This window comes from Spiroplasma endosymbiont of Melieria omissa, from assembly GCF_964031175.1.
GTDB classification, from domain to species: Bacteria; Bacillota_I; Bacilli_A; order Mycoplasmatales; family VBWQ01; genus Spiroplasma_E; species Spiroplasma_E ixodetis_A.
Window position 1 is genome coordinate 772,472 of record NZ_OZ035012.1, and the last position, 15,534, is coordinate 788,005.

21 protein-coding genes, 1 tRNA gene and 2 pseudogenes are annotated in these 15,534 nt (G+C 22.3%); 12 read left to right on the forward strand and 12 right to left on the reverse strand.

The features are described from left to right. Window positions 1-47: 47 nt before the first annotated feature. From ACQH26_RS05120 to ACQH26_RS05135, 4 genes are all read left to right on the forward strand, one after another. The gene (locus tag ACQH26_RS05120) at window positions 48-341 is read left to right on the forward strand and encodes a hypothetical protein (protein ID WP_425383027.1); all 294 of its coding nucleotides are present in this window, start codon (window positions 48-50) and stop codon (window positions 339-341) included. A gap of 22 nt (window positions 342-363) precedes the next feature. Further along, window positions 364-1,490 (forward strand): IS3 family transposase gene (locus ACQH26_RS05125; RefSeq protein ID WP_425383028.1). Its coding sequence is split into 2 segments (ribosomal slippage): window positions 364-634 and window positions 634-1,490, totalling 1,128 coding nucleotides; the frame shifts between segments, so codons are not numbered across the junction. Window positions 1,491-1,493: 3 nt separating this feature from the next. Continuing rightward, window positions 1,494-1,619 (forward strand): hypothetical protein, encoded by a 126-nt coding sequence (locus tag ACQH26_RS05130; protein WP_425383029.1) that lies wholly within the window; start codon window positions 1,494-1,496, stop codon window positions 1,617-1,619. A 4-nt stretch (window positions 1,620-1,623) separates the two neighbouring features. Then, window positions 1,624-2,118 (forward strand): transposase family protein, encoded by a 495-nt coding sequence (locus tag ACQH26_RS05135; RefSeq protein ID WP_425381872.1) that lies wholly within the window; start codon window positions 1,624-1,626, stop codon window positions 2,116-2,118. Window positions 2,119-2,198: 80 nt separating this feature from the next. Here the strand turns inward: ACQH26_RS05135 and ACQH26_RS05140 are convergent, their stop codons facing one another. After that, entirely contained in the window at window positions 2,199-2,447 is a 249-nt protein-coding gene (locus ACQH26_RS05140; protein ID WP_339043395.1) for a hypothetical protein, read from the reverse strand. A gap of 915 nt (window positions 2,448-3,362) precedes the next feature. Between ACQH26_RS05140 and ACQH26_RS05145 the strand changes: the two genes are divergently transcribed. Then, window positions 3,363-3,590, forward strand: coding sequence for a hypothetical protein (locus ACQH26_RS05145; protein WP_174481002.1), 228 nt, complete (start codon window positions 3,363-3,365; stop codon window positions 3,588-3,590). Next, window positions 3,590-3,787: a hypothetical protein gene (locus tag ACQH26_RS05150; RefSeq protein ID WP_425383030.1), complete on the forward strand. Its 198-nt coding sequence runs from the start codon at window positions 3,590-3,592 to the stop codon at window positions 3,785-3,787. The genes ACQH26_RS05145 and ACQH26_RS05150 overlap by 1 nt, the downstream gene beginning before the upstream one ends. Before the next feature lie 52 nt (window positions 3,788-3,839). On the opposite strand, the gene ACQH26_RS05155 is transcribed toward ACQH26_RS05150, so the two are convergent. The 4 genes from ACQH26_RS05155 to ACQH26_RS05170 all read right to left on the reverse strand — a co-directional run bounded on the left by ACQH26_RS05155 (window position 3,840) and on the right by ACQH26_RS05170 (window position 6,661). Further along, window positions 3,840-3,913, reverse strand: a tRNA-Gly gene (locus ACQH26_RS05155). Window positions 3,914-4,491: 578 nt separating this feature from the next. After that, window positions 4,492-4,620, reverse strand: a complete 129-nt coding sequence (locus ACQH26_RS05160) for a hypothetical protein (RefSeq protein WP_255495923.1) — start codon at window positions 4,618-4,620, stop codon at window positions 4,492-4,494. Window positions 4,621-4,624: 4 nt separating this feature from the next. After that, on the reverse strand, window positions 4,625-6,169 hold the full coding sequence (locus ACQH26_RS05165) for a sodium-dependent transporter (protein ID WP_425383031.1): 1,545 nt from the start codon (window positions 6,167-6,169) through the stop codon (window positions 4,625-4,627). A 120-nt stretch (window positions 6,170-6,289) separates the two neighbouring features. Further along, window positions 6,290-6,661 (reverse strand): transposase, encoded by a 372-nt coding sequence (locus ACQH26_RS05170; RefSeq protein WP_425383087.1) that lies wholly within the window; start codon window positions 6,659-6,661, stop codon window positions 6,290-6,292. A 56-nt stretch (window positions 6,662-6,717) separates the two neighbouring features. On the opposite strand from ACQH26_RS05170, the gene ACQH26_RS05175 reads away from it, so the two are divergent. Further along, window positions 6,718-7,065, forward strand: a complete 348-nt coding sequence (locus ACQH26_RS05175; RefSeq protein ID WP_425381897.1) for a transposase family protein — start codon at window positions 6,718-6,720, stop codon at window positions 7,063-7,065. Window positions 7,066-7,168: 103 nt separating this feature from the next. Here ACQH26_RS05175 and ACQH26_RS05180 read toward each other — a convergent pair. Further along, window positions 7,169-7,330, reverse strand: a pseudogene (locus ACQH26_RS05180) (transposase); the annotation flags it as partial. A 119-nt stretch (window positions 7,331-7,449) separates the two neighbouring features. Here ACQH26_RS05180 and ACQH26_RS05185 point away from each other — a divergent pair. Together ACQH26_RS05185 and ACQH26_RS05190 are read left to right on the forward strand one after the other, a co-directional pair. Beyond that, window positions 7,450-7,809 carry a helix-turn-helix domain-containing protein gene (locus tag ACQH26_RS05185; RefSeq protein WP_425383032.1) on the forward strand — a complete coding sequence of 120 codons (360 nt, stop codon included), beginning with the start codon at window positions 7,450-7,452 and terminating at the stop codon, window positions 7,807-7,809. Between the two features lie 40 nt (window positions 7,810-7,849). Continuing rightward, on the forward strand, window positions 7,850-8,338 hold the full coding sequence (locus ACQH26_RS05190) for an IS630 family transposase (RefSeq protein ID WP_425382141.1): 489 nt from the start codon (window positions 7,850-7,852) through the stop codon (window positions 8,336-8,338). Here ACQH26_RS05190 and ACQH26_RS05195 read toward each other — a convergent pair. Beyond that, window positions 8,335-8,547 (reverse strand): hypothetical protein, encoded by a 213-nt coding sequence (locus ACQH26_RS05195; protein WP_425382561.1) that lies wholly within the window; start codon window positions 8,545-8,547, stop codon window positions 8,335-8,337. The genes ACQH26_RS05190 and ACQH26_RS05195 overlap by 4 nt on opposite strands. Window positions 8,548-8,827: 280 nt before the next feature. Here ACQH26_RS05195 and ACQH26_RS05200 point away from each other — a divergent pair, with 280 nt between their 5' ends. The 3 genes from ACQH26_RS05200 (at window position 8,828) to ACQH26_RS05210 (ending at window position 12,133) form a co-directional block, all read left to right on the forward strand. Then, complete coding sequence (locus ACQH26_RS05200) at window positions 8,828-9,325, forward strand: hypothetical protein (RefSeq protein WP_425382562.1); 498 nt, start codon at window positions 8,828-8,830, stop codon at window positions 9,323-9,325. Window positions 9,326-9,450: 125 nt separating this feature from the next. Next, window positions 9,451-11,385 (forward strand): hypothetical protein, encoded by a 1,935-nt coding sequence (locus tag ACQH26_RS05205; RefSeq protein WP_425383033.1) that lies wholly within the window; start codon window positions 9,451-9,453, stop codon window positions 11,383-11,385. A gap of 226 nt (window positions 11,386-11,611) precedes the next feature. Then, a complete protein-coding gene (locus ACQH26_RS05210; protein ID WP_425382565.1) occupies window positions 11,612-12,133 on the forward strand; it encodes a hypothetical protein in 522 nt (173 codons plus the stop codon). Window positions 12,134-13,001: 868 nt separating this feature from the next. Here the strand turns inward: ACQH26_RS05210 and ACQH26_RS05215 are convergent. The 5 genes and pseudogenes from ACQH26_RS05215 to ACQH26_RS05235 form a co-directional block, all read right to left on the reverse strand. Beyond that, complete coding sequence (locus tag ACQH26_RS05215) at window positions 13,002-13,160, reverse strand: hypothetical protein (RefSeq protein WP_425383125.1); 159 nt, start codon at window positions 13,158-13,160, stop codon at window positions 13,002-13,004. Next, a complete protein-coding gene (locus ACQH26_RS05220) occupies window positions 13,123-13,488 on the reverse strand; it encodes a transposase (protein ID WP_425382104.1) in 366 nt (121 codons plus the stop codon). The genes ACQH26_RS05215 and ACQH26_RS05220 overlap by 38 nt, the downstream gene beginning before the upstream one ends. Before the next feature lie 289 nt (window positions 13,489-13,777). Then, window positions 13,778-14,567 (reverse strand): annotated as a pseudogene (locus ACQH26_RS05225) (IS5 family transposase). 40 nt (window positions 14,568-14,607) lie between these two features. Further along, entirely contained in the window at window positions 14,608-14,880 is a 273-nt protein-coding gene (locus tag ACQH26_RS05230) for an IS630 transposase-related protein (protein ID WP_425383034.1), read from the reverse strand. 129 nt (window positions 14,881-15,009) lie between these two features. Further along, entirely contained in the window at window positions 15,010-15,498 is a 489-nt protein-coding gene (locus tag ACQH26_RS05235) for an IS630 family transposase (protein ID WP_425381862.1), read from the reverse strand. Between the last annotated feature and the right edge of the window lie 36 nt (window positions 15,499-15,534).

Below are 15,534 nucleotides of genomic sequence, written 5' to 3' on the forward strand. Positions count from 1 at the left end.
TTTTTGTTATTATTAAAATAAAATTTGAATAGTTAAGGATAAATTTTATGACATATTTTGAATTAAAAGATAAACCGGATCAATATTTTCGTAAAATAGTTGGTATTAATAAACTAGTTTTTAATGAAATTTTAAATATTTTATTAGATCATCAAAATCTAAAAAATACCACTGGTGGAAGGCCATATAAAATGTCAATAGAAGATAGACTAGTAATGACTTTAAGATATTTATATGAAAATCGTACATATCATAGTATTGGTGCTGAGTATGATATGGTTGATACTTGGATGGGTTACACTTTATTGGACACTAATTACGTAGACAAGTGAACAAATTAGTTGAAAGAAAGGAACTATAATTATGGCCAATATTAATTCATATACCGATGAATTTAAAAAACAAATAGTAGCTTTATATCAAAGCGGCAAATCAGTATCTTACCTTGCTAAAGAATATAATGTTACAAGAGCAGCTACTTATAATTGAATTAAGCAATTTACTAATTCAGGTAGTTTTAAAGCTAAAGATAATCGTTCTGTTGAAGAAAATGAATTAATTAAATTAAGAAAAGAATTAAAACAATTACGAATGGAAAATGATATTTTAAAGCAAGCAGCACTAATAATAGGCAGAAAATAGAAATTATTACAAACAATAAGTTTAAATATAAAATTCGCACAATGTGTCATTTTTTAAAAATTTCTAAATCAACATATTATTTTAATTTAAAGAAAAAAGAAAATAAAATTCAAAATAATATTTATGATGAAGCTATTATTAGTGCTTTTAAAGAAAATAAATGTGTTTATGGAACAAGAAGATTAAAAGTAATATTAGAAAACCAAGAAATTTATTTATCAAGACGAAAAATTAAAGAAATTATGAATAAGCATAATTTAATATCAAAATACACTAAATTATCATTCAAAAATCATAATAACAAAGTAAATGATGAAAAAATCACTAATCTTGTGAATAGAAACTTTAATAATAGGCTTAAAAATGAAGTTATTGTCAGTGATTTAACTTATGTTCAAGTTAATGGTAAATGAAACTATATTTGCTTATTAATTGACCTATTTAACCGCGAAATTATTGGACATAGTGTAGGTACTAGAAAAGATGCCTTATTAGTACATCAAGCATTTATGCAATCAAATCGCTGTTTAAAAGATATTCAAATATTTCATAGTGATTGTGGTAATGAATTTAATAATAAAATTATTGATAAACTTTTACTAGCATTCAATATTACTCGCTCTTTAAGCAAAAAAGGTTGTCCTTATGACAATGCTGTTGCTGAAGCAACTTTTAAAACTTTCAAAACTGAATTTATTAATGATAAAAATTTTAGATCATTAATCCAATTAAAATTAGAATTATTTGATTACATCAATTGATACAACAACATAAGAATCCACAGCACTTTAAACTACTTAACTCCAGTTAATTATCAAAAACAAATGTCTACCAAAAAAAAGTCCTAAAAAGTGTTGCCATTCCATACTACTGCTTTACGAAATATTCGTTCAATTGAAGACATTTTAATAAATAATAATAAGTTTAATAATTTAACAAATAAAAATATTTTTTTAAAAAGAAGAATTCAAAAATAAAATTTTGATAATTGATGTAACAGAAGTAGAAACAGAACGACCAAAATATAATCAAAAAGATTGATTTTCTGGCAAAAAATGAATGCATACTGTTAAGTTTCAAACCATAATTAATGCACATACTAATGAAATTTTAAATATTTTTCCTGATACTGGTAAAAATCATGATTTTAAAACTTTTAAAAATTCAAAGTTAGAATTTTTGTCAGAAACTGTAATTCTTGCAGATAAAGGTTATCAAGGTTTACAAAAAATTCATAGTAATACATTTTTACCCATTAAAACTAGTAAAAATAATCCTAAAACAAGTAAAATTAAAATTTTTAATAAGATTATTAATAAAACTCGCAGAAAAATTGAACATGTTTTTGCATTTTTAAAATGTTTTAAAATTATTGGTTATAAATTTAGAAAAGGTAGAAAACGAATATTTTTAAGATTTAATTTAATTGCAGGATTTTATAATTTATCATTAAAACTTAAAAACGTTATGCAGTAAGTCTATTGATTGTGAATTGGTTTTATTTAGAATTGTTATTGGTTGTTTGTCGTTTTTAATAGAATTTATTGCTTTAATGTTTATTTTTTATTTGGTTCTGAAGTTTTAATTACTTTATATAATGGTACTTGTTTGTTATCTTTATTAAGATACTGATCACTAGTAATAGTACCAACAAGCTTTTCATTATTATTTAGTAATATTTCAGCAAGAGATGTTGTTATTGGTAATTGTGGTTTAATTTTTCTTGAATTTGTTGTTGTTTTTTCTTTAAAAACTTGTTTTTCTTTTTCTGTTATAAGATTTTCTGTTTTTTTACTATATAGCACTTCTAAATATCTCCTTTTTTAAATTAAAAACCTATTTACTTTAAAATAAAAGTAAATAGGTAAAAACTTATATTAATTTTAGAAAAATTATATCATAGTATCTATATTTAATATAGATATTTTTCATTTATTCTTGTATTAGATAACTATTGTTTAATTAGAAATAGTTATTTCCTTAGAAGTTTTATAATTTAATTATTTATAAAAAATACATGTATAGGAAATTAAATATTAATACTTATATAAGTGTTAATTATAATTTTCATCAAAAGTATTATTTTTTATGTTATTATATATTCATAATTTAATAACTGTTCAGTCCTAATATAGATATATTTCTATGTTAGGATTTTTATTAAATTAAAGTTTTAAAGAAAAGGAAAAAAGATTAAAAGAAATTCCTAAAGATAAAACTAAAACAAATTAATTAAAGTAGCAGTAAGCAATAGAACAGTTCTTGCTTATGCTTGAGACCCCAGATTAGTCAATAAGAAACATTGTGAGGTTAAGTTACAAATTATGAAACAAATGATTATTTTTGTTTCTATTGTTACACCTGACTATGTAGAGATGAAAAACTTAGTTAAAAAATGACAAAAACAAGTGAGTGATTTAATAAATAAAACTGAAGTTCCAATCAGTGAATATAAAAAATTTTGTTTTAAAAACAATTTCAGGACAATTATAAATAAAGATTGCAAATGCAATCTTTATTTATCTCTTTATATTAATTTTAAGTTATTAATTTTTTTTATTGATTTTACTTGGAATTTCTTGTAAATGAGTTACAATTGTATTAAAGTTTTAAAGGAACTTTGGAACAAAATATTTTGGTTTTTTTATAGACCTCGTTTAAATTTTTGTATTTAAATTAGGTTTTTTTGTTTTATTATATCGTTTAAAGGAGTGAGAAATATGAAATCACAATTTTATAGAGATGGAATAATTTATTATGCAATGAATTTAGAAAAGTGAGCAAATGTTGAAAATAAAACTTATTTTATAAAATATCATGATGTGATTTTAAAATTAACTGACATCATTAATTGTTATGATTTAAAAAATATTTCTGAAGTAAAAGTTTATAAGTTCTTAGCAGATGCTTTTAATAGTCGAATTTTAAAAGAAGTAGGGGATAACTAATGAAAATTAATTTAGAAGAATGCACAAATAATAAAATAAAATATTTAGAATCATTACCAGAAAAAACTAATGGAATGTCTTTAGTTATGTATCCAGTAAATTCATGAGCAGAAATAGTTAATAAATGTGCTTGTAGTAATTCTAGTGATGAAGAAACAGCAGTAGTACTACAAACTAAAAAAGGTCCTAAAATATAAACCATTATAAAATAAAAAAAGCCGTAATTAATACGCCTTTTTTATTTTATAATGGAGCGGGTGATGGGAATCGAACCCACGTCTTCAGCTTGGAAGGCTGTAATAATACCATTATACGACACCCGCAGTTATGTTAACCACCATGTATTTATATCATATTACTAAAATTAAAGTCAACTACTTTTGATAAACAAGTTAAAAAAAATTATTTTTTAATCTTTTTTTCAATATGTTTATTTTTTTTCTTTTTAAATAAAAGAAGTTTTTCTTTAAAGAAAAAATTACAAAAATAATTGAAGCTATAGCAAAAAAATGAGCAATTAATCATATAATTCAGAATTTATTAATATTTAAACTCAAAAGGAAAGTTGTACACAATATTGTGATAATTAGTGACAATGTTAAAAATACTAATAAAATTTGTTTTTTATTAGTAACTCATATTGGCATAATAAAAATAAATAGAATTATACTAGTAATTGGTCAAATCATAATTTGAATTGAAGTATTCATAATTTTGGAAACAAATGAGTTTTGAGATTTAGGAAAAAAATTATTAGTCATAAACATTAGTCAAACTAAAAATAAAAATAAAGAAGCAATTGTTAAAGTTATTTTGCTAATTAATAAAATTTGTTTTAATTTATTTTTTTCCATTTCACTCACCATTTAATAATAAGTATACTAAAATATTTTAAAAAATATTATTCTTTGTTTTTTTCTTTTCTTTTTTGTTTTTTATGACTTTTAAAATCCATTATGACAAAGAAAATAAAAAGACCAATAATACTTACTAAAGAAATTACCATTAAAATAATTGCTCCAACATCCATGTTTTTAACCTCTTTCAGTTTTTGTTTTTATTTTAAATAATTTATTAAAACCATTATGAATATTTTTATGATAAGTTAAGATAAAAGTTAAAAGTAAAACTAATCCAACACCAAGTGTTAGACCAACTATACCATAGACAAAATTAGCATTGATAATATTAATAATAAAATCATAGATACCAGTAGCAATATTAATTAAAATTAAAATTGGTGCGATAATTAAAATTACTATTTTATATCCTTTTGTTCATTTCATTCATGAATTTTCATTATTATATAATTTTAATGTATCATATAGTTTTCAGCCATATGGACTAATACCAATTAATAAAATAAACCCAATTATTAGTAATCAAATTTGTGCTACTCAGATTGCTAGCCCATTAAACAGCGCTGGTGAATTATTAAAGGTAAATAATACTGATACTGCCATTGCTCCTAATAATGATATTGCTAATGCTTGTTTGCGCTTTAAATGAATTTCATATTCTAGACCATTTACCATTGATTCAACTTGACCAATTAGTGAGGACATACCCGCAAAGAAAAGTGTAACAAAAAATAATATTGCTAAAATATTTCCTAAAATAGGAACTTGATTATTAATAATAGCAAATAATTGTGGTATTACTTGGAAAATCAAAGCAGGACCTGCTTGAAATACATCTTTAATATCAGTTTTACCTTGATTTTGAGCAATTGCACCTATTGAATTAAAAACAATAATTGTTGTTAATATACCAATAACGCTAGTACCAAAGGCTACTACAAAAGCTTGATTAGTACTATCTTGTTTTTCAGGAGCATGAGCTGCATAAATATAAATGGTTCCTGTACATGTTGATAACATAAAGAATGATTGACCAAAAGCATCTTTTCATAATCCAGGATTTAATAATTCTTTAGCATCTAAATCAAACATTACATTTAATCCAAGTTTAGCACCCGATAATGTACTAGTATAAATTGCTAAAATAATAATCATTAAAAATAAAAATGGAATCATAATTTTATTGGCTTTTTCAATTCCTTTTTCAACACCACCTAGTAGAATAATACCTAGAATAATTCATACACCAATTGTTGCAAGCAAAATCATTCAATTTAAGTTACCTAGGCTATTTAAATTGCTAATATCTTGATCATTTGTTTGTTGTAAAATATTATGATAAAAATAAGAACCTTTATTTAAATTAGAAGTAAAACTAATAATAATATTAATTAAAGTTCATCCTACTAAAACACTATAATAAGTACTTAGTAAAATAACGGTTGTTGAATGCAATCAAGAGAAAAAAGCACCCTTTTTACCTCCAACCTCACTAAAAAATTCAATATGATTTTTGCGATATTTATTACCAATTGTCATTTCAATAAATAAAACTGGTATTGCACAAATTACCATACATATTAAAAAAGGGATTAGAAAAGCACCATGATGGTTATACATTTGAGTTGGAAATCCTCAAATACCACCTAATCCTACTGCCGAACCCATTACTGAAAGTAAGAATCCTAATTTTGAGATATTTAAGCGTTGTTTTTTCATATTAATAAATGACCTCCTTTATAACAGTTAATTATACAAAAAAAATATTTTATTAAAACCAATTTCAGTAAATAAAATTTTGCGATGTTATTTATTAATAATGTGTATTGAAAAATATAGCTAACTAAAGTAATGTTTACTCATATCTTGAAAAACAAAATCAATCGCTTTTTTAATATTTGGTCAATAATTTGGTAATATTTTTCTTATATTATGTTTTATAGCAAAGCAAAAATGTTCAATTGGATTTAAATTAGGAGAATATGGCGGAAGAAATAATAGTTTGCATCCAGCATTTTCAATTAATTGTTGTGTTAATTTAGATTTATGAAACGTTGCATTATCTAAAACTATAATTTGTCCACGCTTTAATACTGGAATTAGTTTATTTTTAACATATGATTCAAAAATTTTACTATTGCAATGTCCTTCAAATGCTCATAAGGCTTTTAATTTACCTTTATTTAGTAGACTTACTGCATAACTAGTTAACTTTTCATTTTTTTGTTATTATTAAAATAAAATTTGAATAGTTAAGGATAAATTTTATGACATATTTTGAATTAAAAGATAAACCGGATCAATATTTTCGTAAAATAGTTGGTATTAATAAACTAGTTTTTAATGAAATTTTAAATATTTTATTAGATCATCAAAATCTAAAAAATACCACTGGTGGAAGGCCATATAAAATGTCAATAGAAGATAGACTAGTAATGACTTTAAGATATTTATATGAAAATCGTACATATCATAGTATTGGTGCTGAGTATGATATGGTTGATACTACTGCTTTACGAAATATTCGTTCAATTGAAGACATTTTAATAAATAATAATAAGTTTAATAATTTAACAAATAAAAATATTTTTTTAAAAAGAAGAATTCAAAAATAAAATTTTGATAATTGATGTAACAGAAGTAGAAACAGAACGACCAAAATATAATCAAAAAGATTGATTTTCTGGCAAAAAATGAATGCATACTGTTAGAACCTGTTTAGAATCTTTTTAATAAAACTGAAATAAAGGAAAGAACAACCATTTGTAAACTAGTATTTAGTTTTCTTTCACAATTTTTTCATAATCTTCTGTATTTTTCTAATCAAGCAAAGCTTCGTTCTACAATTCATCTTTTTGGTAATACTACAAAAGTATGTATAGCTAACTAAAGTAATATTTACTCATAAATAATGTAAAATAATAATATGTAATTTAAACAGTTTTTGAATTTAAAAGTACAATTCAGCAATAATTAAAATAGATTAGGAAGATTAAATTATGTCAAAACCATACAGTGAAGACTTACGAAGAAAAGTAATAGAAGCTTATGAAAGTAAAAATATGAAAATTAAAGAAATTTGTAAAGTGTTCAATATCACTAGAAAGACTTTATTTTTATGAAGAAAAAGAAAAAAAGAAACTGGGCATATAAAACCAATTTTGAATTATCAAAAAGGACATAGCCACAAAATAAAGGATTTAGATGAATTAAAAAATTATTTAGCAGAAAATAAAGATGTTACAGTTCAAAAAGTAATTGATAAATTTGGAAATATAACTAAAGAAACAGTTTATAACTATTTTAAAAAACTAAATTATACATATAAAAAAAACTTTTCTATATGAACAAAGAGATAAAAATAAACAAGAAGATTTTTTAAAAGAAATAGCTAAAATAATGAATGAAGATTTAGTATATATTGATGAATCTGGAATTGATGATAATGAATTTTATAAATATGGTTGATCTGAAAAAGGTAAAAGATTATTTGATAATAAACCCGCATATAAAATAAAGAGAATGAGTATAATTGGTTCACTAAATAAAGGTAAATTAAAAGCCTTATGAGCATTTGAAGGACATTGCAATAGTAAAATTTTTGAATCATATGTTAAAAATAAACTAATTCCAGTATTAAAGCGTGGACAAATTATAGTTTTAGATAATGCAACGTTTCATAAATCTAAATTAACACAACAATTAATTGAAAATGCTGGATGCAAACTATTATTTCTTCCGCCATATTCTCCTAATTTAAATCCAATTGAACATTTTTGATTTGCTATAAAACATAATATAAGAAAAATATTACCAAATTATTGACCAAATATTAAAAAAGCGATTGATTTTGTTTTTGAAGATATGAGTAAACATTACTTTAGTTAGCTATATGTATTTGGCATTTTTAATAAAATAGTTTCTATATATAGTTCTTTAATAATATGATTTAATTTTTTAAAAAATATTATAGGATTATCATTTAAAATTTCTAAAATTGTTATTGTATGAAAAATACTTGAGTAGATTATTTTTTCTTCATCAAATTTTTCTTTTTCTTTTCAATCTTTTTTTTCAAAATTTGATTTTTTTGGCATATTCAATTTTCCTTTCAAAATAAAAACCCATTTACTTTCATAAAAAGTAAATGGATTAAAAACTAATATTTAGTTATATACAGTATAGAAAATAAAAAAAATTTGTCAACTTTAGAATCTCTTATATTATTTCAAAATAAGTCAAATTTCAAAAAAAGTAATAATAATAACTTTAATAGTGTTAAAAGCATTTTTTATGTTTTTTAGATAATCATTTATTATTATTATTTATAGTTTATTTTAAAAATTAAAATAAATGAATTTTTTTGAAAAGAAAAAAATGAGAGAAGAACATTTAAAAGAGATAAATGAAAAAATATTAAATATAAAAGAATTATATAAACGTAATAATGAAATTTTAAATGAAATCATATTTAATAAAAATAACTATTGTGAAGAAAATATAGATATGATAAAAGATTCAATTTTAGAAAAAAATTATAATTTTCAAGAAATAAAAATTCAACTTTTAGATCATCAAAACTTTTTATTAAGTAAAAATATAAATAATGAATTCTTATTTAATAATCTTGAGTTAGAATTATCAATAAATAAATTCTGATATAAATTTTCTATTAAACTTTATAAAAAAGAAAAAGAAATAGTTAAATATTGAAAAGAACAGTATTTTGAATGTTATAAAAAACAATTTTTTATAAAGAAAAACTTAGAAAATGATAATAAAATATCAAATTTTGTTATTAATAAAATTAATAAAGATGTACAAAATATTTCAGTTTCAACTTCTTCATTAAAAGTACATACATTAAAAATGTAAAATATATAACACGCTTTTTTTTAATAAAATCATTTAAAAATCTAGAATTTAATTTTTTTTAAATTATGATATAATCACTTTAAAATAATTATTAATTTTTTACAATATTTAAATGAGGTATATATATGAAAAAACCATTATCATTTATGGGCGCATTATTATTATCAAGCGCAGTCACTGCTAGTACAACGGCATGTAATAATCTAACTATATTCAAAAAAGATTTAAAAAAAGATTTAACACAAACAGATTTAAAAATTGTACCAGAGGAACATAGAGGAACAATACCTACAGATTATGAATTAAAATCACAACTATTTATTTTAAATCATGAACTTCATACTGATAATATTAAAATTATTAATAAAACCACTAATTATGCTTTTGTTGTTGGTGATGGTATTTTTTACAATCAAGATAAAATTAAAATTACTTATCAAATCCAAACTATTGATATTAGAACAATAATTGTTGATGGAGCATCCATTGGTAATTTTAGTACTAATGGTCAAAAACCTACTGTGGAAGCTGTTTACAGTCGTATTCAAGAAAAATATTCTAATTTAGAAATGGATCGCCTTAAAATTGATGTTATTTCTAATAAAGAAGCAACTATTACAGGTATTACGGGTGATGATGTTATTCCTCTTTATACTGGTAAGGTAACAGTTACATTTAGTACTAATGATAGTGTTGATTTAAGTACTATTATTAATAAAAAAGATTTAATGGTTAAGACTAATGGTCATGATATACCATCAAATAATGATGTAATGAGAGCATTACGTGATACTTACCAAGAAAAGTTAGATACTTCTTTTATTGCAATAGAAATTACTGCTACTAATAGTGCCACTATTACTAGTACAAATCAAAAAAAATATACCGGTAAAGTAATACTAAATTTAAATCTTGATATTAGAATTGCTCTTAAAGACGTTATTAATAAGGGATTAGATAAAATTGCTATTATAGGTAAAGTAATAACTTTAGAAGATGTTAATAGTGCATTGAAAAAACAATATTCAAGGTTAAATATGAATGCTATTCAAGTAACGTTGCAAAATAATAGTGTTACTATTAAATCTATTAATCAATATGTATACACTAGTGCTGATGTAGTAATTAATAATTTACTTATTGATTTAAATAGTGTTTTAAATAATAAATTACCAACTTTGAATATTCCTGGACAAAATACACCAAGTAAAGAGCAATTAATTTTAGCACTTAAAACCGCTAACTATAATCTTGATGTAAGCAAAATTATAGTTGATAAAATTACTGATAATAGTGCAGTTATTAATGGTGATGGTAAATTTTATAGCAATGATAGTATTGTTGTTAGTTATGATTGTGATAAAACAGAGCTTTTAAGTGATGTTTTTAAAAATTTAAATTTAGGAACAATTAAAACTAATGGATTATCAAAACCAAATATTGAAGAAATTAAAACTGCGATTAGTAAAAGTAATCCAAATGTAAAGCTAGATGCAATTAAATTTAGTGAAGATGATATTACTAATCAACAAGTAACTATTAGTGGTGATGAAACTATTTATAAAGGAAAGATAGTTGCTGATTTTACTGTTGATAGTAGTAGTATTAATAATGATCAACTAAATTATAATTATAGTGAAACTAATAGTGTTGGTTCATTAAAAAGTACTTGAACGAGCTCTGATATTACTATATTATCTAATTGAACAAATTATGCACCAGATTGAGATAGTTTTTCTAATAAGTTTAGTAAATTGAGTTTTGGTGATAATTCGTATTTTAGTCTTTATTGTAATACTTATACTGATCAAAAATTAAAAGGTTCGCAATTAAGTATTAGTACTAATGATATTAGTAATGATAGAAACAAAAATATATTTGAGCTTAGTTACTATTATGATGATGGATTTTGAGGAGCCTTTCTTGAATTACATGGTTATATTCATATTTGACATGATGAAGAAAATGTTTATGTAAGCATTAATTGAAGCATTGATACAGTTAAATGTTTCCGTGATCGAGTATGGAATATTAACTTGCAAGGTGTAACTTTTAGTTAGAATTTAATAGATTATATTTATTTAGATTTACTGTTAATTATATAAGTTTGTAATATTAATTTTATTAAAAAAATAAATGAGAGATAATACTCTCATTTTTAATATCTTTTTATATAAATTAAGTAAATAACTAAAAAAGGATATACAAAGTAAGTTAAAAAATTAAAATTAAAAATTATTAATTTATAATTATTATAAACTTAATATAGTTTTTATTTTAAAATAAATGAGTTTAGATTGAAAGGAAAAAAAGATGAATAGAGAGCAAGAAATAAATATATTAAATGTAGAAATAAATTTAATTGAACAAAAAATGGCTATTATTAAAAGTAATTTAGAAACTTGTATCAAAAATATAAGTGATAATCAAAGACAAGTATCTAATTTTTTAGAAGAACTTAAAAGAGAAGATTCAGAACATAAAAAATTATTATCTTCACCATGCTTAGAAAAAAATGGAAATTGTCAAGAAAATAGAGCAATGAGAGAAAGAATTACATTTCATTGAAGACATATTAAATATATTGAAGGAAAAATTATTAACTTAGAATTTTTAATTAAAAATCAAGAACAAGAAAAAAACAATTTAAAATCTGAAATGAATTTATTAAGGATAGAAAAAGATAAAAAAATTAGAATTTTAGAACAACAAAAAAATAATTTCAATAACATTAAGAGTATTGTTAATCATGAAAAAAAGTATAATGATAGTAATAAGCCCAATACAAGTTATAGTAAATTAACATAATTGAAGTAATTATATAAGATTTATATTTAATTTATTTACAAAAAAGTTATCATTTCTGATAACTTTTTGTATGTTTATTTATATTATTGAAGAATTTTATTTAAGTAAGGCTATTGAAAGTTGATTTTAAAAATTTTGAAAGTAATGAAAATCGAATTTAATTTATTCTGTAGGAGCTATTCCACAATCAATTCTATGGATACTTACATTACCAAAATGGATTTCTAAAAAAACTTTTGAGTTTGGAAAATTTCCTGTTACTGGTGTTCAATTATTAATATGACTAAAAAATTGTGTAGAAATTTTTGTATTTAGTAATTTAACTAGTTCATCAAATTGCTTTTGTTTATCATCACTTTTAAATTTTAATTTAAAACTAGTAATTGGATTACCTTGTCTAAAACCTTCTTCTGTTGTTAATTTTAAAGTACTTTTATTAAATATAATATTAGTAATAATTATATTATTAATGCCTAATTCATTATTTTTGCTTGTATTGATAGTATAAGAACCTGTTTAGGATCTTTTTAATAGAATTTAACTAAAACAAGAAATAATCATTTATAAATAGGTACTTAACCAATAATTTATTTTCTTTTTCATTTTTTTGTTAAAAAAATTTTATCATTTGAAAACTTATCGACTAAAAATCTATTTTTTATTATAAAATAACCATTATAATATAAATTTTATTAAAAATTAATCAAAAAAGATCCTAAACAGGTTCTAAGAAGTAATAAGTTTTTCATTTTTTTCATCTTTGGTTACAATATCAATTTGACAAGTACCGTCACTAACCCGAAAGTCATTTTGATTATTTTCTGTAATTTTGCCTGGATTACTATTTCTAACTTTTGCAATTAAATTACTAATTTCATATTGGATATAAAATAATAGCAATTAAAAACATTGTTCCAGTAATTATTGCCGAAAATCCGGTTCTAGCACCTTGTGCAACACCAGTTGAAGATTCAATATAAGTAGTATAGCTAACTAAAGTAATGTTTACTCATATCTTGAAAAACAAAATCAATCGCTTTTTTAATATTTGGTCAATAATTTGGTAATATTTTTCTTATATTATGTTTTATAGCAAATCAAAAATGTTCAATTGGATTTAAATTAGGAGAATATGGCGGAAGAAATAATAGTTTGCATCCAGCATTTTCAATTAATTGTTGTGTTAATTTAGATTTATGAAACGTTGCATTATCTAAAACTATAATTTGTCCACGCTTTAATACTGGAATTAGTTTATTTTTAACATATGATTCAAAAATTTTACTATTGCAATGTCCTTCAAATGCTCATAAGGCTTTTAATTTACCTTTATTTAGTGAACCAATTATACTCATTCTCTTTATTTTATATGCGGGTTTATTATCAAATAATCTTTTACCTTTTTCAGATCAACCATATTTATAAATTCATTATCATCAATTCCAGATTCATCAATATATACTAAATCTTCATTCATTATTTTAGCTATTTCTTTTAAAAAATCTTCTTGTTTATTTTTATCTCTTTGTTCATATAGAAAAGTTTTTTTTATATGTATAATTTAGTTTTTTAAAATAGTTATAAACTGTTTCTTTAGTCATATTTCCAAATTTATCAATTACTTTTTGAACTGTAAGAACCTGTTTAGGATCTTTTTAATAAAACTGAAATAAAGGAAAGAACAACCATTTGTAAACTAGTATTTAGTTTTCTTTCACAATTTTTTCATAATCTTCTGTATTTTTCTAATCAAGCAAAGCTTCGTTCTACAATTCATCTTTTTGGTAATACTACAAAAGTATGTAGTTCATTGCGTTTTATAATTTCAACATTTGCATTTATGATTGTTTTGATTTCAGAAGCAAATTTTTCACCAGTATAACCAGCATCTACTATTATTTTTTGAACTGCAGAAAGATTTTCTTTTTCATTTTCAATCATTATTATAGCGCTATTACGATCTGTTTTTTCTGCTGTGGTTATTTAAATTGCATGTGGTAAACCTTGAGAATCAACAATAATATGACGCTTTATTCCTGAAATCTTTTTACCAGCATCATAACCTTTATTTTCAGTAGTATCTGTATTTTTAACACTTTGCGAATCAATTATACAAAAACTAGTTTGTTCTTTGCGATTATTGTTGATACGAACTTTTTTAACCAATTTTTTTTAAAATTAATTGCCATACACTAGCTTCTTTACCGTTATTTTTACTTCAAATTTGAAAATAATAATATACAGTTTGTCATTTTGGAAAATTTTTTGGTAGCATTCTTCATTGACAACCACTTTTTAATACATATAAAATTGCACAAAATACTTCATATAAATCTAAACTTCTTGGTTTTGTTTTCTTTTTGCTATTTTCTAAAATTGTTTTTATGTTCTCAAATTGTTCTTTGGTGACATGACTTGGATAATTTTTATGCATAATATATACCTCTGATTTTAAAATATATAATCATTTTACATTATTTTCGAAAAGATTCTAAACAGGTTCTAACATCTTTATTTTCTGCTAAATAATTTTTTAATTCATCTAAATCCTTTATTTTGTGGCTATGTCCTTTTTGATAATTCAAAATTGGTTTTATATGCCCAGTTTCTTTTTTTCTTTTTCTTCATAAAAATAAAGTCTTTCTAGTGATATTGAACACTTTACAAATTTCTTTAATTTTCATATTTTTACTTTCATAAGCTTCTATTACTTTTCTTCGTAAGTCTTCACTGTATGGTTTTGGCATAATTTAATCTTCCTAATCTATTTTAATTATTGCTGAATTGTACTTTTAAATTCAAAAACTGTTTAAATTACATATTATTATTTTACATTATTTATGAGTAAACATTACTTTAGTTAGCTATATATATAGCTAACTAAAGTAATGTTTACTCATATCTTGAAAAACAAAATCAATCGCTTTTTTAATATTTGGTCAATAATTTGGTAATATTTTTCTTATATTATGTTTTATAGCAAATCAAAAATGTTCAATTGGATTTAAATTAGGAGAATATGGCGGAAGAAATAATAGTTTGCATCCAGCATTTTCAATTAATTGTTGTGTTAATTTAGATTTATGAAACGTTGCATTATCTAAAACTATAATTTGTCCACGCTTTAATACTGGAATTAGTTTATTTTTAACATATGATTCAAAAATTTTACTATTGCAATGTCCTTCAAATGCTCATAAGGCTTTTAATTTACCTTTATTTAGTGAACCAATTATACTCATTCTCTTTATTTTATATGCGGGTTTATTATCAAATAATCTTTTACCTTTTTCAGATCAACCATATTTATAAAATTCATTATCATCAATTCCAGATTCATCAATATATACTAAATCTTCATTCATTATTTTAGCTATTTCTTTTAAAAAATCTTCTTGTTT